Here is a 25,712-nt window from a genome sequence, read left to right as displayed (position 1 = left end):
GATCATGGGCGAGAAACTTCCGGTATGGCATGCAGGTGAAATAGCCCTGCAACAACAGGCGGGCGTAGCCGAACGCATGGCGGAAGTCGGCCAGCGCGTGATTCGCGACTACATGCCCGATCAGCATCGTGACTTCTACGCGCAGCTGCCGTTTATCGTGGCAGGCAGCGTGGACGCGCAAGGCGATGCCTGGGCTACGCTGCTGGAAGGCCAACCCGGTTTTATTTTCTCGCCCAACGCCACCACGCTGGATATTGCCGCCCAGCCCGATCCCCGCGATCCGGCTGCTGTCGGGTTTACTGACGGCGCACCGGTTGGCCTGCTCGGCATCGAGTTGCACACCCGTCGACGTAACCGCATGAACGGTGTCCTGAGCGCGATTGGCGGTGGCTTTCGGGTACAGGTAGAGCAGAGTTTCGGCAACTGCCCGCGCTATATTCAGCTGCGCGACTTCCGCTTTGCTCGCTCGCCCGATGAGCCTGCGACAGGTGAGATTGAAGTACTTAGCACGCTGGATCAGCCGGCTCTCACCACAGTTACCAACGCAGATGCGTTTTACGTTGCCACCTACAATGAACAGCAGGTGGATGCCTCGCATCGCGGCGGCAAACCCGGCTTTGTGCGCGTGAATGACGATGGCCTGCTGACCATTCCCGATTTTAACGGCAACCTGTTTTTCTCCACGCTCGGCAACATCCACCAGAACGGTAAAGCCGGGCTGCTGTTTGTCGATTACCGCAGCGGCGATACGCTGCAAATGACCGGTGATGCCAGCGTGATCCTCGATTCACCGGAGATCGCTGCATTTCAGGGTGCCGAACGGCTGTGGACGTTCCGCCCGCGCCGCATCGTGCGCCGTCATGCCGCCCTCGCCTTGCGCTGGGAAACGGAAGCGGGCGGTATCTCACCGGCTTCAGAAATGACCGGCGACTGGCAATCGGCTGCCGAACGCCTGCGCGCCAGCGAACTGGCCCAGCGCTGGCGGCCATTCAGAGTGACGAAGATTGTTGATGAGAGCGCGTCGATTCGCTCATTTCATCTGAGGCCGGATGATGGCGCGGGTTTACTGCCGCACCAGGCCGGACAACATTTGCCGATTCGTGTGCGATTACCCGATGCTGAGAAACCACTTATTCGCCACTACACCCTGTCCGTCGCGCCGTCAGATGGTTTTTATCGCATCAGCATCAAACGCGATGGCGTGGTTTCGCGCTATCTGCACGATCATCTTCGGGTCGGCGACCAAATTGAAACCCGTGCGCCGGCCGGTGATTTCACCATCGATGCACAAGAGACGCGCCCAGCGGTTTTGATGGCGGCAGGCGTCGGCATTACTCCGATGCTGGCGATGCTGCGCCATCTGGTTTATGAAGGACGCCGCAAACAGCGCATGCGCCCCACTTACTTTATTCAGTCCGCGCGCAACAAAGCGGAACGCCCATTTGTACGAGAACTGGATGCATTGCTGTCGGCCTCACAAGGCGCATTCAAACTGGTGCGCGCGTTGAGCCAGCCGGAGGATGCAGAATTGGGATTCGATTACGATGTCGCCGGACGCATCGATATGGCGCTGCTTTCACAGGTGCTGCCCTTTAACGACTACGACTTTTACCTGTGTGGCCCGCCGCAGTTTACTCAGGAGTTATATGACGGGCTGCGCAGCTTCAACATCGCCGACCAGCATATTCACGCGGAGGCTTTTGGTCCCTCATCGCTGCAGCGCCACAAAGATGAAGCTGAGCCCGAACTGGCGCTGCCAGCGGTTGCAACTCATGACGTGCCGATTAAATTTATGGCATCACTGAAAGAGGCGCGCTGGACACCGCAAAGCGGTTCACTGCTGGAACTGGCCGAAGCACGTGGGTTAAGCCCGGAGTACAGCTGTCGTGAAGGGCATTGTGGATCGTGCAAAACGCGGATTCTAAAGGGAGCAGTAACCTACACGACTGCGCCGAGTGCCAGTGTTGCAGAGGGGGAGATATTAATCTGCTGCGCGCAGCCGGCACAGCAGAATGGCGATATCGAGCCGATTCAGCTCGAGTTATAACGCGGGGTTATCGTTCAGATACAGCGTGAGGACGTTACACGAAAAGTTGTGCAAACCTGCGTTTATGCAGCGATATTTTTAAGCTCAATCATCGTGGACTTGCAGAAAATGCAAGTCGCACCGTGAGGATTTTTTTGGCTGACATCAAATACTGACTTACGGTATTGAGAGCCCTGACACTGAGGACATCTCATAAAATAGGTGAACAAATTAATATTAGAGACCTGTAACATTGATTGCTGAAGGGCCTTTCGGTCCATCTTGTACGGAGAATTCAACATGCTGACCCTCTTCAAGGGAGCGGAAATCACTACCATTGATAGCAGAGAAATGCACGAAGACATCTTTGCTACCATTTTCAGGGGTAATAAAACCGAAACCTTTTTCAGAATTAAACCACTTTACTGTACCGAGAATTTTATTAGACATAATTAATACCTTTTCTTTTGCCGTGAGGCTGAGTGAACTGAATCGCAGAGAAAAATCAGGACTGAGATAAAACTCAAAGAGAAAGGCTTATTTTCGGCACTGACGTAGATGAGAGATAAACTGTGAACTAACTTTGAAACTGTCTGCAAATCAGACTGGAGTTCATTTACGCATGTCTAATGCAACATTGCAAGACAAAAGAAGAATAAACTTTCCATCTTTAAAGTTAACACTCTCAAAAATAAAATAAAACCACTTTAAAACAACACGATAGGAATTTATCTTTCAGATTTTTCAGGGTTGTTAAAGGTGTTGCGACCAGTTAACTGGCGTGACTGGCCGCTAATCTTCAATACTGATTATTTATCTACTGGCCCACAACCGCCAATAATTTTCGAGATAGAAACAGCCGGATGAAGCAGGTAATCGTAATCACAGTTCTTTTCTTTGTTGTACACGCTTCCAGTACATCCAGACAGCAGAGTCACTACCGCAGCGGCAATTGAAAACTTAATGAGCTTATTCATAATAACGCGTCCATTTGTTAAAAGTGTTTTGAAGGAGTTTATCGCTATTTCCGTGCACTTAAAAATCAAGTCATCACTGAGAATAGCGAGCAACAGAACATAAGAACCTTACAGCGCTTATGCGATAAATTATTAATTAAACACATAACTAAAGACAATATTACCAACCATCTTATAATTACCATGATTTGATGAAATCTTCGTAGTAAAAACCTGACAGGCTCCATTAATGTCAGGATATCCTTCAGGTTGACAATATCAATCGTCAGCTTAATAGTTAATTACCACCTCAGGAAAACGGCTACGCAAGTGTTTATTTTTTCGCGATTAAAAATTATTCGGTACTCATACCGAATCTGGCCTTCAGACGATTATATAATGTGGGCGACTATGCAAAAATGAAAACACGTTATTATTCTCACTGACTCTAAAAATTCATCATATGTAACATTACCCACAGTTATTACATGATTGTTAATTATGGACAGGTAATGGCACTTCAGGGAACATTGATCCCAAATAGCGCAGACTACGCTCGTATCCGCCAGGCGTTTATGAACACTGCAATGGTGTCCGTAACAAGCCAGCTTTCTTTTATGGCCCGAGGATTAATTGAGGTTGTGGCCAATGGCTCAATTACTTGCCCTTAGAATCGCAAAATGCGTTTTCTTTATACTTATAACGCTTGTTGTGGGCAGATCGATCGGTTGTGCTGATACGTATATCTCTCAAGATTTCGCCCATAAGGTCGCCGTTTTTATCAGTGGCGAATCCAACATTGAAACCCTCTACGACGCCTATTTCTACATTGATTTTTCCATCGTGATGTCCATCTCTGCAGCTGTTTACTTAACAATCATGAAGTTATTTAAAAAAAACAAAGAGAAAGTAGAATGCTATTCCCTCCGTATATGTGGCTGAAAGACGATAGTGGAGAAGATATTCGAGGATCTGTTGATGTTCAAAATCGTGAAGGCAGCATTGAAATTATCGGCATGAGCCACGGCATTAACCTGCCGGTGGATGGATCTAAGGGTAGAATTATCGTTATCCGGCAAGCGCTCTGTATGTGGTGAGCTACTGCAGTGCATACCGTTAAAGCGCAGGAATCAAGATTAATGCTTTTGATTGGGTGAGTACGTGAAGATGTTTTACAAACCCACAAAAGCAAAAACCCAGCCATAAAGGCTGGGTTTTCAGAATGTTGGTGCCCGGACGCGGAATCGAACCACGGACACGGGGATTTTCAATCCCCTGCTCTACCGACTGAGCTATCCGGGCAACGGGGCGCATTAAACCCTACTCAGGCCGCACCGTCAAACGCTTTTCAGCAAAAATCCGCTGACTGCTGGCTTTTACAGCAACCTTCAGACCATCCGGTAAAAAATTTCTGCAATTACCAACTTTAGTGGTGAATTTTTAACCGCACCCGCCGATAACCGATGTGACGACAAATACCAATAATAAGGTCCACCATGTTTAGCACAATTACATCGGGAATCCTGTCACGCCTGGCGTGGCAGAAGCGCGCTCGCAGCAATGCAACGCTCAGTTCGTTGCAGGATGCGATTGCGATGGTTGAATTTACGCCGGAAGGCCACATTCTCACCGCCAATGAACTGTTCCTTGAACGGATGGGATACACGCTGAAGGAGATTGTTGGCCAGCATCACAGCATGTTTTGCACGGCTGATTTAGTCCAGTCCCCGCAGTATCGCGATTTCTGGCGCCGCCTGAACCGTGGCGAAGGCTTTAGCGACAAATTCCTGCGCGTGGCAAAACACAGCCGTCCAATCTGGCTGGAAGCCAACTATGTGCCGGTGCAGGATCGCAGCGGCCGGGTGATTAAAATCGTTAAGCTGGCGAGCGATATCACCGCACGGATTATTGATGCGCAAGAGCAGCGCGCCATGACCACCGCCATTGAGCGTTCGATGGCGGTCATCGCCTTTAACCTCAAAGGCGAAGTGCTGATGACCAATGACAATTTCCTTAAAACCATGGGTTATCGCAGCGATGAAGTAATTGGCGTTCATCACAGCCAGTTCTGCCCGCCGCAGATGCGCAACAGTGACGAGTATCGCCGCTTCTGGCACAAGCTGAATCAGGGCGAATATATCTCCGGCCAGTTTGAGCGCGTTAACAAACTGGGACGCACCGTTTGGCTGCGTGCCACTTATAACCCGGTTTTCAATGAAGCGGGCGAACTGTACAAAGTGGTGAAATTCGCCACCGATGTCACTGCACAGGTGGAGAAGAACCATCTGGAGCGCGAGGCGGCACAGCAGGCGTATCAAACGGCGCTGCAAACCAGCGAAAGCACGCGCCTCGGTGCCACGGTGATTGAAAACAGTGTGCAAACCATCAATGAACTGGCGGGCGAACTGCACGGTATTTCCGGCGATATCAGTAACCTCAGCGAATCCTCAGACCGCATTGGTGCGATTGTCGAGAGCATTCGCCGCATAGCCGATCAGACCAATCTGCTGGCGCTCAACGCCGCGGTGGAAGCTGCACGCGCCGGGCAACATGGTCGCAGCTTTGCGGTGGTCGCTAACGAGGTTCGCACGCTGGCGGCGAACATCAACCGCGCCACCACCGAGATCGAGAATATGGTGCAACATAATCACACTCTCGCCGAAAAAGCGTTGAAGGGCATCGAATCTAACCTGAAACGTGCCGATCATGGCGTCGTGTTAGCCAAAGAAGCGGGTGGTGTGATCTCTGAGATTCGCGGCAGCTCCAGCGAAGTGTTGCGCGCTATCAGTCATGTGGCTGAAGCCTTGAAAGAAGAGTGATTTTCGTCTTATCTCTTCTTCTATTGCACTGCTGTGACATAAAACTGTCATGGCAGTGCAGTAATCTAGGATAAATCCTAATCAATGCCAGAATAATTCTTATGCAGCTGCCTGATTTACGCGCAGGATTAACCTCCCTGTCGAGCCGTTCCCGTGCGCGTTCGCTGTGCATTGAGGTACCGTTTGTGAGTCCCGCCATGGATAATACTGCGGTCATGGCTTTGTTTACCGAACACAAAGATTTGATCGGTTTGCCGGTCATCGAGAACGGCACGCCGTTTGGCATGATCAACCGCCATATCTTCCTGTCACAGATGACGCGCCCGTTCTTCCGCGAACTCTATGACCGCAAAAGCTGCATCGCTTTTATGGACAAAGAGCCGCTGGTGATTGATGCCGATACCGAGCTGGATCAGGTGGCGCATCAGGTGGTGGCAACCGGTGATAAATCGGTCACCGACGGATTTATTTTGACCGAACAAGGCCGCTATATCGGCATCGGTTTGGGGATCGATTTGATCCGCACCGTCTCCGATTTGCAGGCGCAGCAGCATCAACAAATTTTGCAGAGTATCGATTATGCACGCGTGATTCAGGACGCGATGCTTGATCGCTCAAAACAGCAAATGGCCCAGCAACTCAATGACTGGTGCCTGCACTGGCAGCCGCGCGATGGCGTGGGCGGCGACTATTATGCATTCCATCAGGATGAACACGGCTGGCTGGCATTGATTGCCGACTGCACCGGCCATGGCATTCCGGGTGCCTTTATGACGGTGATCCTGCAATCCGCGCTGGAAAACGCGCTGCAGAAAAACCGTCGGGCACCGTCCGATCTGCTGCAATCACTGAATCGTCATATTAAACAAACCCTTGGGCAGCTCAATGCCACGCAGCAAACGTCGCTCTCCAATGACGGCTGTGATGCTATCGCGCTACGCCTTGATACTCACCAACATCAACTCAGCTGGGCCAGCGCACGCATGCATGCGCTGTTACATCCAGCTGCTGGCGAAGCGGAATCGCTAAAGGCCGATCGCGTCGGTGTGGGTTACACCGATACGCCGCAGGATTACATCTGGCCGGAACATCAACGCACGCTGCATCCCGGCGATATGTTGTTGGTGATGACCGATGGCGTGACCGATCAGCCCGGCGGTGAACGCCATATTATGTTTGGCAAAAAGCGCATTCAGACGCTGGTAACACAATATCAAACCCTGCCGATGGACGAGCTGTCAGCGACCTTTGAGCGGGAATTTCTCAACTGGCAAGGCAACCAGCCGCGACGCGATGACGTCACCTGGTTTGGCTTCCGTTATTGAATGAGCACCCTATGAACTCAGGTTCAACCCTTAGCCGCGTACCGCCAGAAAGCGTTGCACTGCACTATACTGGCTTCTTCTCGCCGCAGAACATCACCGCCATGGGCGAGGTGATTAAGGTCTTTCTGGAGAACCAGCAGGCGCCGGTGAAAGTGCGCCGCCGCTTGTTCTCCAGCTTTGTTGAAATCGTACAGAATATCCTGCGTTATTCGCAGGATAGCCGCGTCATGAACCACGCCGAGCAGGATTTTCGTTTTGGCACCGTTACGCTGCGCGTAGATGGCGACAACTACGTGCTGGAAAGCAGCAATCAGGTCGATGAAGTCGCCTGTGAGCAGCTGCGTTACTGGCTGGATTTGCTGCGTACCATGAGCAATGAAGAGATCAAACAGGCCTACCGCGTAGGTCTGCGAGCTGAGAGCCCTGCCACAAGCAAAGGGGCCAACATAGGATTACTGACACTTGCCCGCGATGTCAGTGAACCGCTGGAGTATGAACTGCGTCCGCTGGAGTCCAGTGGTTACGCCACGTTTTGGCTCAAAGCCACCATTCACCAGGATTGAATTGTTTATGCAAAACCTTGTTATTGCTGCCACAGAAAGCACTCCCGAGGTCAATTTTGACTTCGAAAGCGGCCAGTTTTCCCTGCGAGGAGAGTCCTGGCCAGAAAACGCCGCCGCCTTCTACCGTCCGTTGCTGGATGCGCTGGAAAGCTGGCAGCCCGCACAAAGCGGCCAGATCGAAGCCAATATTGCCCTGCGCTATTTCAACAGCTCCAGTACCAAAATGCTGTTCAGCCTGTTCGATCTGTTCAATCAGCTGGCGCAGAAAGGCCAGAAGGTTGAACTCAACTGGTTCTTTGATGAAGAAGATGATGTGTCTGAAGAGTTCGGTCAGGAACTGGCGCTGGACTTCACCGATCTGCAGGTCAATCTGCGAGCGGAAATGGCCTCATGATGGACCTGAATGAGCTGTTTCGCGAAGAGAGCGAGGTGCTAACGCGCGCTCAGGATGTTGCGGCTCAGACCTCGCTCAGTGCAGACGATTATCGTAATGCGTTGCTGAACGTTAATCGCCACTATCAGCGCCTGATGCGCGAGACCTATCGCATGATCTCGCGCAGTGACCGTGCTGAACGCGAGCTGAACCGCGTCAATGAGCAGCTGCATCAACTGGCTCAGGAGCTGGAATACAAAGCCAGCCACGATCCTCTCACCGCTGTCTGGAACCGCGGTGCCATCATTCAGCGTATTACGAATACGTTGAGCAATGGCCCGGCGGCGCTGATCATTCTCGATATCGACCACTTCAAGAAGATCAACGATGAGTTCGGTCATCCAATGGGGGATAAGGTGATTTGCGGCCTGGTGTCGCGTATTCAGACGCACTGTCCGGAAGAAGCCAGCATTGGCCGTATTGGCGGTGAAGAGTTTACCGTGCTGTTGCCGCACTACCGTTTATCAGACGCGGTGATTGTCGCAGGCGCGATTCACGCCTCACTGAACGCCTCGCCATTGGCGGTGCTGCCGGGTCAATTAGTCACGGCCAGCCTCGGCGTGAGCTACGGCAAACCGGGCTCTGATTTCGAAACCCTGTATAACAATGCTGATGCCGCGCTATATGATGCGAAAAACCACGGTCGCAATCGGGTTTTCTTCCGCTAGACGAGCCTTGTCGCGGCGGAATTTATAGCGCAGAGATTAGCAATACGGCTTTATCAGGTTCGCGCGATAAATCGCACCGCAAAGATGGGTGCGGTCTCGCGCAAATTAATTTTTCTGCGCTGTTTCCACCGGCGGCTCAGACGGTGGCGGCAGGAAGATGTGATCGAGAATATTGCGCATCAACGGTGCTGCCGTCACCCCTTCACTTCCCCCGTTTTCCAGAATCAACGCCACCGCCACTTTCGGATCATTAAAGGGTGCGAACGCGGTATAGAAGATGTGGTCACGCAGGCGCGTCGGGATCATTTTCGCGTTGTAGACCTGGTTCTGCTTCAGACTGAACACCTGAGACGTCCCCGATTTGGCCGCAATGCCGTAAGGCGCAGTGTGGAAGTACTTATAACCGGTACCGTTCGGTGCATTGGCCATGCCGAACATCGCGTGACGCACCAGCGACCAGTACGGTGATTTTGGATCGCCAATCTGCGGCTGCGGTTCTTTCGGCTGATACAGCTGCTGCTCAGTGCCACGCTGCGATTTCTCCAGCAGGTGCGGATTAATCACCCGGCCATTGTTGAGCAGTGCCACCAGCGCTTTCACCATCTGAATCGGCGTAGCGATCCAGTAACCCTGCCCAATCCCTACCGAAACCGTATCGCCCTGATACCACGCGTGTTTATGTACTTTCTGCTTCCACTCACGACTTGGCAGCAATCCTGAATACTCTTCATTGAGATCGATGCCGGTCGGTTTGCCGTAGCCAAACTGGCTCAGCATGGTGTGAATACGATCGATGCCCATCATAAACGCCACCTGATAGAAGAAGCTGTCCGCCGACTCCTCAATCGCCTTGGTGACATCCAGCGTGCCATGCCCCGATTTTTTCCAGTCACGATATTTACGATCGGTGCCTGGCAGTGTCCAGGTCGGTGCGCCGAAGATGGTAAAGCTGGGGGTGATCACCTTGGTCAGCAGCGCGGACATCGCCATATAAGGTTTGACCGTCGAAGCCGGTGGATACAGGCCTTGGGTGACACGGTTAATCAGCGGCAGGTTTTTGTCCGCCAGCAACGTTTTATAAGCTTTGTAGCTAATGCCTTTCACAAACGGATTAGGATCGTAACTGGGCGCAGACACCATCGCTAACACGCTGCCATCGCGCGGATCTTCAATCAGCGCCGCCGCACGCTGGCCCACCAGTTGGCTCTCAACGTACTGTTGCAGATGCAGATCCAGCGTCAGATAGACGTTCTGCCCGGCAACCGGCGGCACTTCTTTCAGCACGCGCACAATGCGACCGTGGTTATCCACTTCCACTTCCTGATAACCAGTTTTGCCGTGCAAAATTGACTCGTAATAGCCTTCGATGCCCTGCTTACCGATGTTGTGGTCGGCAGCATAGTTTTCGCCGACGCCTTCGGCATTCAGGCGTTTGAAATCGTTATCGTTGATCTTGGAAACATAGCCCACCACATGGGCTAAATCGGCGCCATAGGGATACTCGCGGTCCTCATAGGTGTCGATGGCCACGCCGGTGAAACGGAACTGATTGACGGAGAAGCGCGCCACCTGCTCATCGGTGAGTTCTGCTTTTAACTCGACCGGCTTATAGCGGCTGTTCTGTTTGAGTTCGTGCTCGAAGGTTTCAATTTCTTCCGGCGTCAGGTCGACAATCGGCGTCAGCTGCTTCAGCGTTTCCTGCATATTGTCGATTTTGTACGGCGTCACGAGGATGTCATACCAGGTGACGTTACGCACCAGCGGAATACCGTTGCGATCGTAGATCAACCCTCGCGTCGGCGCGATGGGGATCATTTTGATGTCGTTTTCGTTGGACCGCGTCTGGTAATAGCTGTGCTGATCCACCTGCAGACGATACAGGTTAACGCCAAGGATAATGAAACAGATGACGACCAGAGCAAAAGCGACAAGCGCACGGCGGACAAACAGTTTTTCTTCAGCTTCGAAATTACGGAAATTCATCAGGGGGGCTTAGTCTCTTTGTTATCACGCTAATGATAAGCACAGATTGCTTTAGAGCCAGCACGAAGATGCACAAGCCTGGGTAAAAGTGTGTCAGATGTTTACGAGGAGAGGTTCAGGTCGCCCTGAGTGGTATCGCTGATTTCGAGCGGTAACTCACGAGGTCGTCATAAATGGCAGGGTGAAGAATTAGGTCGCCATCAATGACGACCCTTTGCGCTGGTGCGTTTCGTCAGGTGCGCCTTGCAGCGCACCGAACAAAACAGCCGGGATTAATCCCCCAGCAGCACCGACTCCAGCGCGATCTTGATCATATCGTTGAAGGTGGTCTGGCGCTCAGCAGCCGTGGTCTGCTCGTGCGTGCGGATATGATCCGACACGGTGCAGATGGTCAACGCTTTAGCCCCGAACTCCGCTGCCACACCGTAGATACCGGCGGCTTCCATTTCCACGCCCAGAATGCCGTACTTCTCCATCACATCGAACATCTGCGGATCTGGCGTATAGAACAGGTCAGCAGAGAAGATATTGCCGACGCGCGCGTCCACACCCAGCGCTTTGGCGGCATCAACCGCGTTACGCACCATGTCGAAGTCCGCAATCGCCGCGAAGTCGTGATCCTTGAAACGCATACGGTTTACTTTGGAATCGGTGCAAGCACCCAAACCAATCACCACGTCACGCAGTTTCACGTCGGCACGCACCGCGCCACAGGAACCAACACGGATGATTTTCTTCACGCCGAAATCAGTGATCAGCTCTTTGGTGTAGATCGAGCAGGATGGAATACCCATACCGTGGCCCATGACCGAAATCTTACGGCCTTTGTACGTCCCGGTGTAACCCAGCATGCCGCGCACGTTGTTCACTTCAACCGCATCTTCCAGGAAGGTTTCTGCGATGTGCTTAGCGCGCAGCGGATCGCCCGGCATCAGCACCACGTCCGCGAAGTCACCCATTTCTGCATTAATATGAGGCGTTGCCATGGTTATTTTCCTTTTTAAAATTGGTGGGCTGTTTTACAGCAGGCTTTTGCCGTAGTCCATGCTGGACAGGCCAAAATACTTCGCAATGGTCTGGCCGATATCCGCAAAGGTATCGCGATAACCCAGCGATCCTGGCTTCACTTTTGGACCATAAATCAAAATCGGGATGTGCTCGCGCGTGTGCTCGGTGCCCTTCCAGCTTGGGTCACAACCGTGGTCGGCGGTGAGGATCAGAATATCACCCTCTTTCACCAGCGCCATCAGCTCCGGCAAACGGCGGTCGAAGAACTCTAAACCGCCCGCATATCCGGCGATATCGCGACGATGTCCCCAGGTGGAGTCAAAATCAACGAAGTTGGTGAAGACGATGGAATTGTCCGGCGCCTTTTTTATCTGCTCGATGGTGGCGTTAAACAGTGCATCCAGCCCGGTAGCTTTCACTTTCTGGGTGATGCCCTGCTCGGCGTAGATATCCGCAATTTTACCCACGGAAATCACTTCGCCGCCCTTCTCGTCCACCAGCTTTTTCAGCATGGTTGGCGCAGGGGGTTCCACCGCGAGATCGTGGCGGTTGCCGGTACGCTCGAAGTTGCCCGCTTTGTCACCGACAAACGGACGCGCAATCACACGGCCGATGTTGTAACCGCCGTTGGTCAGCTCTTCACGCGCGATTTCGCACAGTTCGTACAGACGATCCAGACCAAAGGTCTCTTCGTGACAGGCAATCTGGAATACCGAGTCCGCCGAGGTGTAGAAAATCGGCTTGCCGGACTTCATGTGCTCTTCGCCCAGCTGGTCGAGGATCACCGTACCGGACGAATGGCAGTTACCAAGATAGCCCGGCAAATCGGCGCGTTTTACCAGCACGTCGAGCAGCGCCTGCGGGAAGCTGTTCTCTTTGTCGCTGAAGTAGCCCCAGTCAAACAGCACCGGCACGCCGGCGATTTCCCAGTGGCCTGACGGCGTATCTTTACCGGATGACAGCTCACTGGCGTAAGCGTAGGCACCAATGATTTCAGCATTGGCGTCGAGGCCAGGCGGGAAGCGGCCTGTAGAGAGTTCAGCGGCTTTACCCAGACCGAGCGCGGTCAGGTTTGGCAGATGCAGCGGGCCTTCGCGACCTTCATTGGCGCGGCCTTCGAAGCACGCTTCGGCGATATGGCCGAGCGTATCCGATCCTTCATCACCGAATTTATCGGCGTCTTTGCTGGAGCCGATCCCGAAGGAGTCGAGAACCATAATAAAAGCACGTTTCATGCAAGTCTCCTGCGCAATGGCGCGATGACAAGTCAAAAAAAAGCGATCAGATCAGTATACCCGAATGGCCGCTCCCTGGCACGAAGAAGCGTTACTCGCTGACGCGGCGATAGACCACCGGCGTTTCCGCAGGCGCACTGTCACTCAACGTGATAGCCGCTTTGACCGCTTCCGCAGCCTGCTGCCACTGCGCTTCCGACGCGGCATGAATCACCGCCAGCGGGCGCTGTGCATCAACCTGCGTGCCGAGCGTGGTCATGTCACTTAAGCCCACGCTGTAATCAATGCTGTCACTGGCACGCTGACGACCCCCACCCAACGACACCACCGCCATACCCAGCGCACGGGTATCCATGGCGCTGACAATCCCGGCGCGATCGGCATACACCGCTTTGCTCAGGGTCGGTGCAGGCAGATAGCTATCCATACGCTCGATAAAATCAACCGGGCCGTTCTGCGCCGCCACCATGCGCGCGAACACTTCCGCCGCTTTGCCGTTATCCAGCACGTTTTGCAGTTTCTGCCGCGCTTCGGCGTCGTTCTCTGCCAGTTTGCCGGAGATCAGCATTTCCGAGCACAGCGCCATGGTCACTTCCAGCAGGCGTGGATTGCGCGCCTCACCCGTCAGGAACTGCACCGCTTCGCGAACTTCCAGCGCGTTACCGGCGGTGGATGCCAGCACCTGATTCATATCGGTGAGCAGCGCGGTGGTTTTACAGCCCGCACCGTTCGCCACGCCAACTATCGCCTGCGCCAGATTTTCTGAAGCTTCAAAGGTCGGCATAAAGGCACCGGAACCGACTTTCACATCCATCACCAGCGCATCCAGTCCTTCCGCCAGTTTCTTGGCGAGGATCGAGGCGGTGATCAGCGGGATCGAGTCAACGGTAGCGGTGATATCACGCGTGGCGTAGAAACGCTTATCGGCAGGCGCCAGTGAGTTGGTCTGGCCAATGATGGCAATACCCACATCTTTGATGATCTGGCGGAAACGATCGTCACTCGGGAAGATATCGAAACCGGGGATCGCTTCCAGCTTATCCAGCGTACCGCCGGTGTGACCGAGGCCGCGCCCGGAGATCATCGGGACATAACCGCCACACGCGGCCACCATCGGGCCGAGCATCAGCGATGTTACGTCGCCCACGCCGCCGGTGGAGTGCTTATCAACAATCGGGCCGTTGAGGTTCAATGACTTCCAGTTGAGCACCGAACCGGAATCGCGCATCGCCATGGTCAGCGCCACACGCTCTTCCAGATTCATATCGTGGAAGTAGATGGTCATTGCCAGCGCGGCAATCTGGCCTTCTGATACGCTGTTGTCGCGCACGCCATTGATAAAGAAACGGATCTCCGCCTCGCTCAGTGGCTGGCCGTCGCGTTTTTTTCGAATAATTTCTTGTGGCAGGAACAAGGTTGCCTCCCCGGGGGATTGCTGTGAAATGCACCAAACATTCTTTGGGTCGCCATTGATGGCGACCCTGAGGCTGGGATCAGTAGCCCGCTTTGCTGGTCGCAGTCGCGTGGCCCAGAGTGTTCAGCAGGCTCGCCAGCAGGCTTGAAGCACCAAAGCGGAAGTGGCGCGCATCCGCCCAGCCTTCGCCCAGAATGTCATCCGCCAGCTTCAGATAGATCGCGGCATCTTCCGCCGTGCGCACGCCACCCGCAGGCTTAAAGCCCACCTGCTGCTGCACGCCTTTATCATGAATCACCTGCATCATGATGGCTGCCACCTCTGGCGTGGCGTTAACCGGCACTTTACCGGTTGAGGTTTTAATGAAATCCGCACCGGCATCGATAGCGATTTCAGAAGCGGCGCGAATCAGCGCTTCTTCTTTCAGTTCACCGGTTTCGATGATCACTTTCAGCAGCACGTTGGCAGCGGCGCAGGCTTCTTTACAGGCTTTCACCAGCGCAAAACCGATGTCGCGATTGCCGGCAATCAGCGCGCGATACGGGAAGACCACGTCCACTTCGTCTGCACCGTATGCAATCGCCGCACGGGTTTCTGCCAGCGCGATCTCAACGTCATCGTTGCCGTGCGGGAAGTTAGTGACCGTGGCGATGCGGATATCAGGCGTGCCCTGCTCGCGCAGTGCTTTACGTGCCGCAGGGATGAAACGCGGATAGATGCAAATGGCCGCGGTGTTACCGGCTGGCGACTTCGCCTGATGACACAGCGCGATCACCTTCTCATCGGTGTCATCGTCGTTCAGGGTGGTCAAATCCATCAGTTGCAGGGCGCGTTGTGCGGCCGCTTTAAGATCGGTCATGATGCTCTCCAAAAGGTGACCGGCAGACTGTGCCCACCGGATAATGTGATAATTCTAACAAACCACACCTGAATGAATTGCGCTTCATGTCACATGAAAAAAGAAAATTCGTCATATGAATACAATTATTTAGTGATTTAAGTCACAAATAACCGCCAGCACACCCGTTTTCAGGCGCAATACAGGTTGTGAATATTATCACAAATCAGGGCGAAAAAGGGTAATGCCGATTTTATTACTGTAGCCAATACCCGCCAAAACCGCGGGAAATCCAGATTGTGTCGGGAGGGGATCAGGCAGGCAGGGCAAACACGCGCAGGCTGTTTTGCCACAGCGTATCGGCAATGATATCGGGCGATTCACTGCGCAACTGACACAGCACATCAAACACGTTACGCGCGCGCTCAGGGCGGTTGGGCTGCCCCTGATAACCCTGCAACGGCATATCGGGCGCATCGGTTTCCAGCAACAGCGAGTTAAGCGGCAGGTTAGCAATGGTGTTGCGGGTTTTACTGGCGCGTTCATAGGTGATGGTGCCACCCACGCCGATCGCATAGCCAAGCTGAATAAAACGTTCTGCCTGCTGCTGGCTGCCCGCAAAACCGTGTACCACGCCACGGCGCGGTAAATCATGGCGACGCAAATGCAGCGCCAACTGATCGTGGGTGCGACGCGAATGCAGGATCACCGGCAAATCATACTGTTTCGCCAGTTTGAGCTGTGCATCCAGTAACCGCGTCTGCTTATCAAATTGCGCATCTTGCATGTACAGATCGAGGCCGATCTCGCCGATCGCCACGCGTTTGCTATCCGGCGTTTTCAACCATTGTTCCAGCTGATCCAGATGCGCATCCTGATGCACGGCAATATTGATCGGATGCAGCCCTAATGCGGCATACAGCGCCTCGTGCTGTTGCGCCAGCTGGCTGACCAGTGCAAAGCGGCTGGCATCGACGCTCGGCACAATAATGCGTTCCACACCCGACTGCGCCGCGCGGGCGATGCTGCCTGTGGCGTCATCAACAAAAGGCGGGAAATCGAAATGGCAGTGGGTGTCGATAAATCTCATGCCAGCGATCCTGCATCAAAATCGGCATCATTATCCGCCAGCGGCGGCGTATGCACGGCACGATTGTCTGGCGCATTCGCCACGGCGGCCGGCGGTGTCACGGTAGTCTGGCGCAGGAACGGTTCGGCATCGCTCAGCCATTGACCCAGCGTCGCGAGGAAATAGCGGCCGCTGCGGCGCCCTAAATGGTAATCCTGATTCAGTGAGGCCAAACGGCTGCCCAGCGCCATACTCGCCAGCGGTTTTGGCGGGTAAATTTCAATGATGCGCAGATCGTCCGGCGGCTGATCGATGAACAGCTGAATCTCTCGATAGCTCTCTTCATGGTGATGCAGGATATTGATCATCGGCTGCAGCGCGCTGTCACCCAGCCAGCGCTCCATGCGTTTGAACCATTTCGGCGTGTAAGACATTTGTGACGGCACGGTGCGGATCACCACAATGGTATCAGCGCCACGCCGTGCCGCTTCGCGCACCGGAATGGCATCGCTGATACCGCCATCCAGATAGTTCACCCCATCCATCAGCACGCCGCTGCGATAGAAACCCGGAATGGCGCTGGAGGCCTTGATAACGTCATGCCAGTTCAGGTTGGTGGGATTGAAATATTCGGCGCGGTAATCATCTCCCCGGCAGGCGCACATATAGAACTCGTTGCCTTTGGCAAACAGCCCTTCGGCGTTGCTCAGGGACAATGGAAACTCTTGTTTGGTGATATCGATTAGCCAGTCGAGATCGATCAGATGGCCGCCGCGCACAAAGCGCAACGGATCAAAAAACAATTTGCTGGTGGTATAACGCGTGATGACGCGGCGCGCGTAGCCCGGCTGGGCGCAAACAAACGCAGACAGGTTTTGTGCTCCAGCGGAGGTGCCCAGCATCAATTGAAACGGGTTAAAACCGGCGCGCTGAAACTCATCAAGGACGCCTGCGGTGAAGATGCCGCGTTGACCGCCGCCTTCGCAGACCAGGGCAATTTTTTTGGATTTAAATGGGGTGAGCGCCAGTGGCTCAAAGGTGTCCAGCGACACCGGGATGCGTATTCCCAATGGATGTCCCTCAGTTTTCCTGCTCTGAGGGAGCCGCTGACGGCAGCATCCCGGAGAACCAGTCATTGTCATTCCCTGACCTATTGCATCGTGCAATCGGTGCGGCTGCCTATTATGCCGCAAATGACTGGTCTCCGCTTTAGTGACTCGCGGGTTAGCGTTGTGTTAACGCAATCGGTCAGGGTCGTTTACGCCCGGTAAACAGGCTTACGAGGAACAGAATAATACCGACAATGAAGACAATTTTAGCTGCCCATGCTGCCGTACCCGCCAGACCGCCGAAACCTAATGCTGCAGCAATCAGAGCGATGACCAGAAAGATAATACCCCAACGAAACATAAGCCTCTCCTTACCGTAGTGAAAATCGAACTGCTTATTCATACCACATTGTTTTTATTACGAAACGGCACCGAAACAGTGCCGCTTCGCTCGCGTTAAGATTTCACCTTCAGGTCATTCTTCACGCTTTTGACGCCTTCAATGGCTTTGGCGATTTTCTCAGCACGATCGGACTGTGCCTGGTTCGCCACTTCTCCTGATAACTGCACCACGCCATCGGTGGTTTCCACCTTCACGTTGCGCGATGGCACAATGTCATCTGCTAATAGCTTAGCTTTGATTTCACTGGTGGTTGCGGTATCCCCCGCATAACCTTTCAGTGTGGTCTCTTTGCTGTCTCTAACGTGCAGTTTGTCACTGACGGATTTCACACCCTCAACTTTTTGCACCAGCGCCACGGCTTTTTCCGCCTGATCCTGCGAAGCGACAAAGCCGCTCAGCGTGACCACGCCCTGATGCGTTTTCACTGAGATATCCGTACTTTTAATCGCTTCATCATCCACCAGTGCCGCTTTGGCCTTGGCCGTGATGCCGCTGTCATCCATAAAACCATCGACTTTATTCATAGAACTATCGATTTTAGAACCCGTGCTGCTGGTATCCGCAGCAAACGCCGCGCCGCCCATCAAGGCAGTAGTGGCCAGAGCCGCAATCAGGGTTTTGGCAATCTTAGTCTTATTCATCGATATCATCCTTCTATCAGTTAACTCACTCGCAACTGCGAATGCGCCAGCAACAAACGGCGTCGCTGCATTTATAGACGTAATGAAACCCTTGGGTCTCTTTTCTCGTCCGACAGGATAATCATAGTAGGGATTACAGGTTTTGCTGGCTTTTGTGGTTGATATCTCGCCAAAAAGCGATAAACGCAGCGTAATTAGGAGGAGTCTGTAGGATAAAAACAGGGCCAGTGAAAATCACTGGCCCTGTTTGTGAGGCGGGATTAATGTTCGCGCGTTTTGCGGAACGTCACGTCAGGATAGCGTTCCTGCGTGATGTTGAGGTTCACCATGGTCGGGGCGATGTAAGTGAGGTTATCACCGCCATCCAGCGCCAGGTTCACTTCGTTTTTGCGTTGGAAGTCGTCGAATTTCTTCGCATCACTGCACTCAACCCAACGAGCGGTTGCGACGTTGATAGCTTCATAAATCGCTTCAACGTTGTATTCGCTTTTCAGACGCGCCACAACCACTTCAAACTGCAGCACACCGACCGCACCCACGATCAGATCGTTGTTGTGCACTGGGCGGAACACCTGCACCGCGCCCTCTTCCGACAGCTGTACCAGCCCTTTCAGCAGCTGTTTCTGCTTCAGCGGGTCGCGCAGACGAATACGACGGAACAGCTCCGGGGCGAAGTTCGGAATACCGGTGAACTTCATGGTTTCACCCTGGGTAAAGGTGTCGCCGATCTGAATGGTGCCGTGGTTGTGCAGGCCGATGATGTCGCCAGGGAAGGCTTCTTCTACGTGCGAACGGTCGCCGGCCATAAAGGTCAACGCATCCGAGATTACCACGTCTTTGCCAGTACGCACCTGGCGCAGCTTCATGCCTTTCTCGTACTTGCCAGAAACCACACGCATGAAGGCAACACGGTCACGGTGTTTTGGATCCATATTCGCCTGGATCTTAAACACGAAGCCGCTGAATTTCTCCTCGCTGGATTCCACCAGACGCGCATCGGTTTTACGTGGCATCGGCGTCGGCGCCCAAGCCACTAAGCCATCGAGCATATGATCGACGCCGAAGTTACCCAGCGCGGTGCCGAAGAACACCGGGGTAATTTCACCGCTCAGGAACAGCTCCTGATCGAACTCGTGGGACGCGCCCTGCACCAGTTCCAGCTCATCACGCAGTTGCTGTGCCAGGTCTTCACCGACCGCCGCGTCGAGATCCGGGTTCGCCAGACCTTTGACAATGCGCACTTCCTGAATGGTATGGCCCTTACCGGTTTGATACAGGTAAGTTTCATCTTTGTAGAGGTGATACACGCCTTTGAACAGCTTACCGCAACCAATCGGCCAGGTAATTGGCGCGCAGGCGATCTTCAACTCGCTCTCAACTTCATCCAGCAGTTCCATCGGATCGCGGATGTCACGGTCAAGTTTGTTCATAAAGGTGATGATCGGCGTATCGCGCAGACGGGTCACTTCCATCAGCTTACGGGTACGATCTTCAACACCTTTCGCGGCATCGATCACCATCAAACAGCAGTCAACCGCCGTCAGCGTACGGTAGGTATCTTCAGAGAAGTCTTCGTGCCCTGGGGTATCCAGCAGGTTCACCAGACTGTCGCGATACGGGAATTGCATCACCGAGGTGGTGATGGAGATACCACGTTGTTTCTCCATCTCCATCCAGTCAGATTTAGCATGCTGGCTGGAGCCGCGGCCTTTGACGGTACCGGCGGTTTGGATCGCCTGCCCGAACAGCAGCACTTTTTCGGTAATGGTGGTTTTACCGGCATCCGGGTGCGAGATGATCGCAAACGTACGGCGGCGCGCCACTTCATCTAAAAAGGAAGCAATAGACATGTGTGAATTCTTCTTCAAGGGCAACGCGCGGGCGGCGCGCTGCGAATAAATCGTTCCGGGCAAAGCCGGGGGATAACGGTACCAATGGTGACGCAGTGGCGTCAGTTCACAGCAAGATGTGCGCGATCTACATTGGCGGCAGTCCGGTTATCCAGTCAGCATTAAGGCGGCATAGCATACAATATTTCAGCAGGCGGGGAAATCGTGGGATGGAACCTGTGTGCACCCTCGCCCTGCCGTTTTCCTGCAAGCGAGGAGAAGAGGCTATTCGAGTGAGGCTTTGATGCCAGTTGGCAGTCTTACTCAGCCGCTTTCCTGCAAATGAGAAGAAGGGACTGTTCGAGCGAGGCTTTCATTCCGGGTGACAGCCTCACTCAGCCGCTGCCCTGCAAGTGAGGAGTAAGAAGGCTATTCGAGCGAGGTTTTCATTCCGGGTAACAGCCTCTCCCATTTGCGGGAGAGGCTGGAATGTGGGAAACGACATACGGCTAACCCAACACGCGCACCACTGCCGCCTTAAAGATCTTCACCCCGATCTCCAGCGAACTCAGTTCAAAACGCATATCCGGATGATGCAGGCCCGGCACCAGATTGGTGCCCAAACCCCAGAAACCGGCTTTCACCTGCGGTCTCTTCACCGGGTAGTAGAAGAAGTCTTCACTGCCTGGTGTGGATTTGGTGTCGAGCAGCCCTTCTTCCCCCAGCACATCAACGATCGCAGCCCGGATCACCGCCGTGGCTTCCTCGTGGATTTCTGCGGCGGGCATCTCTTTCAGTACCACCACTTCAGCGCTCGCACCCAATGCAGCCACGCTGTGCTGAATCGCCTGCGTCACTTTCTGTTTCAGCACTTCCATCGGCGCGTTCTCCTGCGAACGCAGATCCCATACCACACGCGCCTCATCCGGCACCGAGTTGGTGACACCGGCATCACACAGGAAGCGGGTGGCTTTCACGCTCCATGTCAGGCCCGGCGCCAGATGGATACTGTTCACCGCCTGTACCGCTTGTACTGCGGCATCCAGTGCATTGACACCCAAATGTGGGCGCGCGGCATGAGCAGGCACACCTTTAATTGTCGCTTCCAGCGTGCTGCACGCCGAATAGAGCACGGCTGGCGTGGCTTGTCCGACATGGCACTCTTCCAGTGGACGCACATGGAAACCGAGGATCATCTCGACATCATCCAGCGCACCGCCCTCAATCATCGATAACGCACCCGCACCGAGTTCTTCCGCAGGCTGGAACAGCAGCTTTAGCTTGCCGCGCTTGATTGCGCCCTCTTTCAGCAACTCCTGTGCTGCCGTCAGCACCACCGATGAGTGCCCATCGTGGCCGCAGGTATGGCGTGCACAGGCGACGCCGTTAATGATGTGGCCGAGTGCATCCATATCTGCACGTAGCGCCAGTACCGGACCCGGCACGCCGCTGTCAATTTCCGCCACGATGCCGGTGGTGTGATTAATGCCGCGCGTCACACTGATGCCAGCCTGCTCAAGCTGGTCGGCGATGTAGGCGGAAGTTTTGAATTCTTCGAATCCCAGTTCCGGGATTTCATGCAGGTAATGGTAATGATCTAATACGTTCGACACCGCTAAGCTCCTGACAAGTAAAGGCTCGCCACAGCATCCGCCGATGTACGGCTATAATCAATCCAGCGTGAATGAAAATGAGTCAAAACTGAGAACTCTTCGCATTCAATAAATGAAATAATTCCATTTACAATCAATAAGATAATTTCAACTTTTTGACGAAAAAGCCTTCACAAAAAAGTATAGATTGATGCATAATTCACCGTACTTCACCTGACAAATTAAAAAGGACTCAGCCATGTTAACTGCTGAAATGACCTCTCGCCTGAACGATCAACTGAACCTCGAATTCTTCTCTGCCAACCTGTATCTGCAGATGAGCGCATGGTGCAGCGACAAAGGTTTTGAAGGTGCCGCTTCATTCCTGAAAATGCACTCTCGCGAAGAAATGGAACATATGCAGCGTCTGTTCGATTACGTTAGCGATGCCGGTTCTCTGCCGGTGCTGGGCAGCATTGCCGCCCCTGCCGTTAGCTGGAACTCACTGAATGACGTGCTGGAAGAAGCGCTGAAGCATGAGCAGCTGATCACGCAGCGCATCAACGACCTGGTACACACCGCGTTGATGTCTCAGGACTACTCAACCTTCAATTTCCTGCAGTGGTATGTGGCTGAGCAGCACGAAGAAGAGAAGCTGTTCAAAACCGTACTGGATAAACTGGCGCTGGTCGGCAACAAAGGCGAAGGCCTGTTCCTGGTGGACAAAGACCTGGGCCGCATGAACGTCGAAGGCCACGGCCAGTCATAATAAAGATTTCACACAGCAAACAGCACAACGCCCGGCAATGCCGGGCGTTTTTTTATGCTGAAATCTTACGCTTAGATTGCGACGAGCTTATAAACAACCAGGAGCGTATCAATGCGCCCCTGGGTTGTAACGTCGCCATTTATGGCGAGCTTATTCCAGCTCTTTCAGACGCAGTTCCGAAGGCTGCGGGCGGCCAAAGAAATAGCCCTGGAACAGCGTACAACCCTCTTCACGCAGCTTGGCGAATTGCTCGCTGCTCTCCACCCCTTCGGCGGTGATCTGAATATCCAGGCTGCGGCTCATGCCGGTGATCGCCCGGATAATCGCCAGCGCTTCGCGACTGTCACCCATATCGTTGATAAACGACTTGTCGATTTTGATCTTGTCGAACGGGAAAGATCGCAGATAGCTGAGCGATGAGTAGCCCGTGCCGAAATCATCCAGCGCAATCTGCACGCCAATCGCCTTCAGGCTTTGCAGGGTGCGGATATTGCCCAGCGTGTCATCCAGCAGCACCGATTCAGTGATCTCCACTTCGAGGCGTTGCGGAGCCAATCCGGATTCGCGCAACGCGCCTTCCACCACCGACACCAGCGAGCTGTTCTTGAACTGCAACGGCGACAGGTTAACCGACACTGACTGCTCGGTGCCCCAAGTCTGTGCCTCGCGGCAGGCTTCATACAGCGCATAAGCGCCCAGCATATGGATAAGCCCGGTCTCTTCGGCAATCGGGATAAAATCATTCGGCATGATCAAGCCCTTAACCGGATGGTGCCAGCGCATCAGCGCTTCATAACCAATGATTTCGTCCTCATTGGTGATCGGCTGATAGTAGAGTTTCAGCTGACGCCCGGTGATCGCCTCACGCAGATCGTTTTCAATCACGCGGCGGCTGCGCGCCACATCATCCATTTCCATGGTGAAGTGTTCATAGCGGTTGCGTCCGTTGCGTTTGGCTTCGTACAGCGCCATATCCGCACAGCGCAGCATGTGCTCTGGCGTGTTGGTGACCTGTGACGTCAACGCAATGCCCACGCTCAACCCAACGGAAAGGTTGTGCCCTTCAACATTGATAGGCGGACGGATCGCTTCAATCAGGCGCTGTGCCACCACCGCCGCTTCCTGCGCGTTATTGATATTCGGCAGCACGATAGCAAATTCGTCGCCGCCAATACGCGCCAGCGTGTCATGGTCGCGCAGCGCACTACGCAAGCGTTTTGCCACCACGCGCAGCAGATCGTCACCAATCTGATGACCCAGCGCATCGTTAACGTTCTTGAAGTTATCGAGATCGAGACACAGCGTGGCGCTCAGCGCATGGTGTTGGTTATCCTGACGCAGCGCTTCACTCAGCTTCTGCCGGAACAGAATACGGTTTGGCAGGCTGGTGAGGTTATCGTGGTGCGCCATATGGTGAATACGCGCATCGGCTTCACGCTGGTCGGTCACGTCTTCGACAATCAGCATCACGTAGTTTTGACGCATATCTTTGCCACTGATAGTGGTGGCACGGGTATGCAGAATACGGTCGCCGCCTGCGGTGAGCAGCAGCTGCTCGCGTGAATGGATGCCTTCGCTGCGCAGCGCGATATCCGCCAGGCTGTTGAAATAGTCACTCAGCTCCGCCGACATACATTCGTGCGGACGCTTGTGCATAATCAAGGGTTTACTGACATCAAACAGCTGTTCGGCTTTGTCATTGACCATCAGGATTTCGCGGCTGATGGCGTCTTCTACAATGACGCATGAAGGGATATTGCTGATGATGGTGTCGAGGAAGCCAGACAGCTCAGACATTTTGGCACTCTGCGCCTGCGCCAGATCCCGCGCGCGCAGCAGTTGCTGTTCATTCTCACGACGTTCGGTGACATCTCGGGTGATTTTAGCGAAGCCGATCATCTTGCCATCTTCATTGTGGATGGCATCGATCACCACATGCGCCCAGAACGCCGAACCATCTTTACGATAGCGCCAGCCTTCATCCTCGAAGCGACCGGTCTTCAGCGCGATACCCAGGTTGGCTTCCGGCGTGTTGGTCAGCCGCTCCTGCGAACCATAGAACACCGAAAAGTGCTGGCCGACGATCTCGTCAGAAAGGTAACCCTTTGCACGCTGCGCACCGGCGTTCCAGTTCACTACGCGGCCCTGCAGATCCAGCATATAGATGGCGTAATCAGTGACGCCCTCCACCAGCAGCCGGAAGGTCTTCTCGTACTCCTGCTGCTTGCGCTGCAGCTCACGCTGTTCAGTGCAGTCACGGGTGATTTTGGCGTAGCCAATCAGCTTGCCCGCATCATCACGAATCGCATCAATAATCACATGTGCCCAGAACGCACTCCCATCTTTGCGATAGCGCCAGCCTTCATCTTCGAAGCGGCCGGTTTTGAAAGCGGTGCTGAGGTTCTTTTCCGGAATATGATTTTTACGATCCTGCGCGCTGTAGAAACGTGCAAAGTTCTGACCGACAATCTCTTCAGCCACATAGCCTTTGGCACGCTGCGCGCCGGCATTCCAGTTTTCGACGTTGCCGTCGAGATCAAGCATGTAGATGGCGTAGTCCGTTACGCCTTCAACTAATAAACGGAAACGTTGCTCCTGTTCCTGTTGCTTACGCTGCTGCTCCTGCTGAACCGTGCAGTCACGCGTGACTTTGGCGAAGCCGAGCAGTTCGCCGAAGTCGTCACGAATCGCATCAATCACCACATGTGCCCAGAAGGCGCTGCCATCTTTGCGATAGCGCCAGCCTTCCGTCTCGAAGCGCCCCACCGCTGTCGCGACGGAAAGTCCACGCTGTGGCGCACCGTTTTTACGATCGTCTTCGCTGTAGAACAGCGCGAAGTTTTTACCGACGATTTCGTCGGGCGTGTAACCTTTGGCGCGTTGTGCCCCTGCATTCCAGTTGGCGACGGTGCCATCGGGTTTGAGCATGTAAATGGCATAATCCACCACGCTCTGCACCAGCAGCCGGTACATGACGTCAGAGTTATTATTCATTGTTGTTCGCCTATTGCTGGCCTGGTAAAAATTGCTTCTTAAGAAAAATCCTAATTGCTGTGGAGACTTAAACGCAAAAGTACAGCGCTGACAAGCGT

Annotated in this window: 22 protein-coding genes, 1 tRNA gene and 1 pseudogene; 8 read left to right on the top strand and 16 right to left on the bottom strand. The window is 53.9% G+C overall.

All coding sequences use genetic code 11. The features are described 5' to 3' along the window. Window positions 1–4: 4 nt before the first annotated feature. Window positions 5–2,047 (top strand): pyridoxamine 5'-phosphate oxidase family protein, encoded by a 2,043-nt coding sequence (locus LH22_RS05625; RefSeq protein WP_038644775.1) that lies wholly within the window; start codon window positions 5–7, stop codon window positions 2,045–2,047. A 62-nt stretch (window positions 2,048–2,109) separates the two neighbouring features. Here LH22_RS05625 and LH22_RS20845 read toward each other — a convergent pair whose 3' ends face one another. The 3 genes from LH22_RS20845 to LH22_RS20080 all read right to left on the bottom strand — a co-directional run bounded on the left by LH22_RS20845 (window position 2,110) and on the right by LH22_RS20080 (window position 3,003). After that, on the bottom strand, window positions 2,110–2,241 hold the full coding sequence (locus tag LH22_RS20845; RefSeq protein WP_430905173.1) for a hypothetical protein: 132 nt from the start codon (window positions 2,239–2,241) through the stop codon (window positions 2,110–2,112). 22 nt (window positions 2,242–2,263) lie between these two features. Beyond that, window positions 2,264–2,476, bottom strand: a complete 213-nt coding sequence (cspE, locus tag LH22_RS20085) for a transcription antiterminator/RNA stability regulator CspE (RefSeq protein WP_071845591.1) — start codon at window positions 2,474–2,476, stop codon at window positions 2,264–2,266. A 359-nt stretch (window positions 2,477–2,835) separates the two neighbouring features. Beyond that, window positions 2,836–3,003, bottom strand: a complete 168-nt coding sequence (locus LH22_RS20080; protein WP_071845640.1) for a YhfL family protein — start codon at window positions 3,001–3,003, stop codon at window positions 2,836–2,838. 893 nt (window positions 3,004–3,896) lie between these two features. Between LH22_RS20080 and LH22_RS20840 the strand changes: the two are divergent. Then, window positions 3,897–4,061, top strand: a pseudogene (locus LH22_RS20840) (type VI secretion system tube protein Hcp); the annotation flags it as partial. A gap of 147 nt (window positions 4,062–4,208) precedes the next feature. Here LH22_RS20840 and LH22_RS05615 read toward each other — a convergent pair. Continuing rightward, window positions 4,209–4,284 (bottom strand) — tRNA-Phe (locus tag LH22_RS05615). 194 nt (window positions 4,285–4,478) lie between these two features. On the opposite strand from LH22_RS05615, the gene LH22_RS05610 reads away from it, so the two are divergent. The 5 genes from LH22_RS05610 (at window position 4,479) to LH22_RS05590 (ending at window position 8,790) form a co-directional block, all read left to right on the top strand. Then, on the top strand, window positions 4,479–5,801 hold the full coding sequence (locus LH22_RS05610) for a methyl-accepting chemotaxis protein (protein WP_038644773.1): 1,323 nt from the start codon (window positions 4,479–4,481) through the stop codon (window positions 5,799–5,801). Between the two features lie 101 nt (window positions 5,802–5,902). Beyond that, window positions 5,903–7,126 (top strand): SpoIIE family protein phosphatase, encoded by a 1,224-nt coding sequence (locus LH22_RS05605; RefSeq protein ID WP_038644771.1) that lies wholly within the window; start codon window positions 5,903–5,905, stop codon window positions 7,124–7,126. An 11-nt stretch (window positions 7,127–7,137) separates the two neighbouring features. After that, the gene (locus LH22_RS05600) at window positions 7,138–7,689 is read left to right on the top strand and encodes a SiaB family protein kinase (RefSeq protein ID WP_038644769.1); all 552 of its coding nucleotides are present in this window, start codon (window positions 7,138–7,140) and stop codon (window positions 7,687–7,689) included. Between the two features lie 7 nt (window positions 7,690–7,696). After that, the gene (locus LH22_RS05595; protein ID WP_034828496.1) at window positions 7,697–8,083 is read left to right on the top strand and encodes a DUF1987 domain-containing protein; all 387 of its coding nucleotides are present in this window, start codon (window positions 7,697–7,699) and stop codon (window positions 8,081–8,083) included. Next, a complete protein-coding gene (locus LH22_RS05590; RefSeq protein ID WP_081946713.1) occupies window positions 8,080–8,790 on the top strand; it encodes a GGDEF domain-containing protein in 711 nt (236 codons plus the stop codon). The genes LH22_RS05595 and LH22_RS05590 overlap by 4 nt, the downstream gene beginning before the upstream one ends. Before the next feature lie 105 nt (window positions 8,791–8,895). Here the strand turns inward: LH22_RS05590 and mrdA are convergent, their stop codons facing one another. The 11 genes from mrdA to LH22_RS05540 all read right to left on the bottom strand — a co-directional run bounded on the left by mrdA (window position 8,896) and on the right by LH22_RS05540 (window position 21,872). Beyond that, entirely contained in the window at window positions 8,896–10,773 is a 1,878-nt protein-coding gene (gene mrdA, locus LH22_RS05585) for a penicillin-binding protein 2 (RefSeq protein ID WP_038644767.1), read from the bottom strand. Between the two features lie 272 nt (window positions 10,774–11,045). After that, window positions 11,046–11,759: a purine-nucleoside phosphorylase gene (gene deoD / locus LH22_RS05580; protein ID WP_034828492.1), complete on the bottom strand. Its 714-nt coding sequence runs from the start codon at window positions 11,757–11,759 to the stop codon at window positions 11,046–11,048. A 33-nt stretch (window positions 11,760–11,792) separates the two neighbouring features. Then, window positions 11,793–13,016, bottom strand: a complete 1,224-nt coding sequence (gene deoB / locus LH22_RS05575) for a phosphopentomutase (protein WP_038644765.1) — start codon at window positions 13,014–13,016, stop codon at window positions 11,793–11,795. 91 nt (window positions 13,017–13,107) lie between these two features. Next, complete coding sequence (gene deoA / locus LH22_RS05570) at window positions 13,108–14,430, bottom strand: thymidine phosphorylase (RefSeq protein ID WP_038644763.1); 1,323 nt, start codon at window positions 14,428–14,430, stop codon at window positions 13,108–13,110. 79 nt (window positions 14,431–14,509) lie between these two features. Then, window positions 14,510–15,289 carry a deoxyribose-phosphate aldolase gene (gene deoC, locus LH22_RS05565; RefSeq protein ID WP_038644761.1) on the bottom strand — a complete coding sequence of 260 codons (780 nt, stop codon included), beginning with the start codon at window positions 15,287–15,289 and terminating at the stop codon, window positions 14,510–14,512. Between the two features lie 292 nt (window positions 15,290–15,581). Then, a complete protein-coding gene (locus LH22_RS05560) occupies window positions 15,582–16,358 on the bottom strand; it encodes a TatD family hydrolase (RefSeq protein WP_038644759.1) in 777 nt (258 codons plus the stop codon). Further along, window positions 16,355–17,407, bottom strand: coding sequence for a patatin-like phospholipase family protein (locus LH22_RS05555; protein ID WP_038644757.1), 1,053 nt, complete (start codon window positions 17,405–17,407; stop codon window positions 16,355–16,357). Before LH22_RS05555 ends, LH22_RS05560 begins: the two co-directional genes overlap by 4 nt. Window positions 17,408–17,585: 178 nt before the next feature. Further along, window positions 17,586–17,747, bottom strand: a complete 162-nt coding sequence (locus LH22_RS20070; RefSeq protein ID WP_007893192.1) for a DUF1328 domain-containing protein — start codon at window positions 17,745–17,747, stop codon at window positions 17,586–17,588. 95 nt (window positions 17,748–17,842) lie between these two features. After that, a complete protein-coding gene (osmY, locus tag LH22_RS05550; RefSeq protein ID WP_038644755.1) occupies window positions 17,843–18,430 on the bottom strand; it encodes a molecular chaperone OsmY in 588 nt (195 codons plus the stop codon). A 260-nt stretch (window positions 18,431–18,690) separates the two neighbouring features. Next, window positions 18,691–20,280, bottom strand: a complete 1,590-nt coding sequence (gene prfC, locus LH22_RS05545; RefSeq protein ID WP_038644754.1) for a peptide chain release factor 3 — start codon at window positions 20,278–20,280, stop codon at window positions 18,691–18,693. A gap of 488 nt (window positions 20,281–20,768) precedes the next feature. After that, a complete protein-coding gene (locus LH22_RS05540; protein ID WP_038644752.1) occupies window positions 20,769–21,872 on the bottom strand; it encodes a M20 peptidase aminoacylase family protein in 1,104 nt (367 codons plus the stop codon). A gap of 238 nt (window positions 21,873–22,110) precedes the next feature. On the opposite strand from LH22_RS05540, the gene ftnA reads away from it, so the two are divergent. Next, window positions 22,111–22,620: a non-heme ferritin gene (ftnA, locus tag LH22_RS05535; protein WP_038644750.1), complete on the top strand. Its 510-nt coding sequence runs from the start codon at window positions 22,111–22,113 to the stop codon at window positions 22,618–22,620. 150 nt (window positions 22,621–22,770) lie between these two features. Here the strand turns inward: ftnA and LH22_RS05530 are convergent, their stop codons facing one another. Next, window positions 22,771–25,614 carry a sensor domain-containing protein gene (locus LH22_RS05530; RefSeq protein WP_038644748.1) on the bottom strand — a complete coding sequence of 948 codons (2,844 nt, stop codon included), beginning with the start codon at window positions 25,612–25,614 and terminating at the stop codon, window positions 22,771–22,773. Window positions 25,615–25,712 lie beyond the last annotated feature (98 nt).

The organism is Pantoea rwandensis (assembly GCF_000759475.1).
In the GTDB taxonomy this organism is placed as follows: Bacteria; Pseudomonadota; Gammaproteobacteria; order Enterobacterales; family Enterobacteriaceae; genus Pantoea; species Pantoea rwandensis_B.
Note: the sequence above shows the minus strand (reverse complement) of the source record. Positions and strands in the feature narration are given on the sequence as shown.

Excerpts from the sequence above, each read along its gene's own strand:
- LH22_RS05625 (WP_038644775.1), top strand. The coding sequence starts at position 5 with ATGGGCGAGAAACTTCCGGTATGGCATGCAGGTGAAATAGCCCTGCAA.
- LH22_RS20845 (WP_430905173.1), bottom strand. The coding sequence starts at position 2,241 with ATGAGATGTCCTCAGTGTCAGGGCTCTCAATACCGTAAGTCAGTATTT.
- cspE (WP_071845591.1), bottom strand. The coding sequence starts at position 2,476 with ATGTCTAATAAAATTCTCGGTACAGTAAAGTGGTTTAATTCTGAAAAA.
- LH22_RS20080 (WP_071845640.1), bottom strand. The coding sequence starts at position 3,003 with ATGAATAAGCTCATTAAGTTTTCAATTGCCGCTGCGGTAGTGACTCTG.
- LH22_RS05610 (WP_038644773.1), top strand. The coding sequence starts at position 4,479 with ATGTTTAGCACAATTACATCGGGAATCCTGTCACGCCTGGCGTGGCAG.
- LH22_RS05605 (WP_038644771.1), top strand. The coding sequence starts at position 5,903 with ATGCAGCTGCCTGATTTACGCGCAGGATTAACCTCCCTGTCGAGCCGT.
- LH22_RS05600 (WP_038644769.1), top strand. The coding sequence starts at position 7,138 with ATGAACTCAGGTTCAACCCTTAGCCGCGTACCGCCAGAAAGCGTTGCA.
- LH22_RS05595 (WP_034828496.1), top strand. The coding sequence starts at position 7,697 with ATGCAAAACCTTGTTATTGCTGCCACAGAAAGCACTCCCGAGGTCAAT.
- LH22_RS05590 (WP_081946713.1), top strand. The coding sequence starts at position 8,080 with ATGATGGACCTGAATGAGCTGTTTCGCGAAGAGAGCGAGGTGCTAACG.
- mrdA (WP_038644767.1), bottom strand. The coding sequence starts at position 10,773 with ATGAATTTCCGTAATTTCGAAGCTGAAGAAAAACTGTTTGTCCGCCGT.
- deoD (WP_034828492.1), bottom strand. The coding sequence starts at position 11,759 with ATGGCAACGCCTCATATTAATGCAGAAATGGGTGACTTCGCGGACGTG.
- deoB (WP_038644765.1), bottom strand. The coding sequence starts at position 13,016 with ATGAAACGTGCTTTTATTATGGTTCTCGACTCCTTCGGGATCGGCTCC.
- deoC (WP_038644761.1), bottom strand. The coding sequence starts at position 15,289 with ATGACCGATCTTAAAGCGGCCGCACAACGCGCCCTGCAACTGATGGAT.
- LH22_RS05560 (WP_038644759.1), bottom strand. The coding sequence starts at position 16,358 with ATGAGATTTATCGACACCCACTGCCATTTCGATTTCCCGCCTTTTGTT.
- LH22_RS20070 (WP_007893192.1), bottom strand. The coding sequence starts at position 17,747 with ATGTTTCGTTGGGGTATTATCTTTCTGGTCATCGCTCTGATTGCTGCA.
- osmY (WP_038644755.1), bottom strand. The coding sequence starts at position 18,430 with ATGAATAAGACTAAGATTGCCAAAACCCTGATTGCGGCTCTGGCCACT.
- prfC (WP_038644754.1), bottom strand. The coding sequence starts at position 20,280 with ATGTCTATTGCTTCCTTTTTAGATGAAGTGGCGCGCCGCCGTACGTTT.
- ftnA (WP_038644750.1), top strand. The coding sequence starts at position 22,111 with ATGTTAACTGCTGAAATGACCTCTCGCCTGAACGATCAACTGAACCTC.
- LH22_RS05530 (WP_038644748.1), bottom strand. The coding sequence starts at position 25,614 with ATGAATAATAACTCTGACGTCATGTACCGGCTGCTGGTGCAGAGCGTG.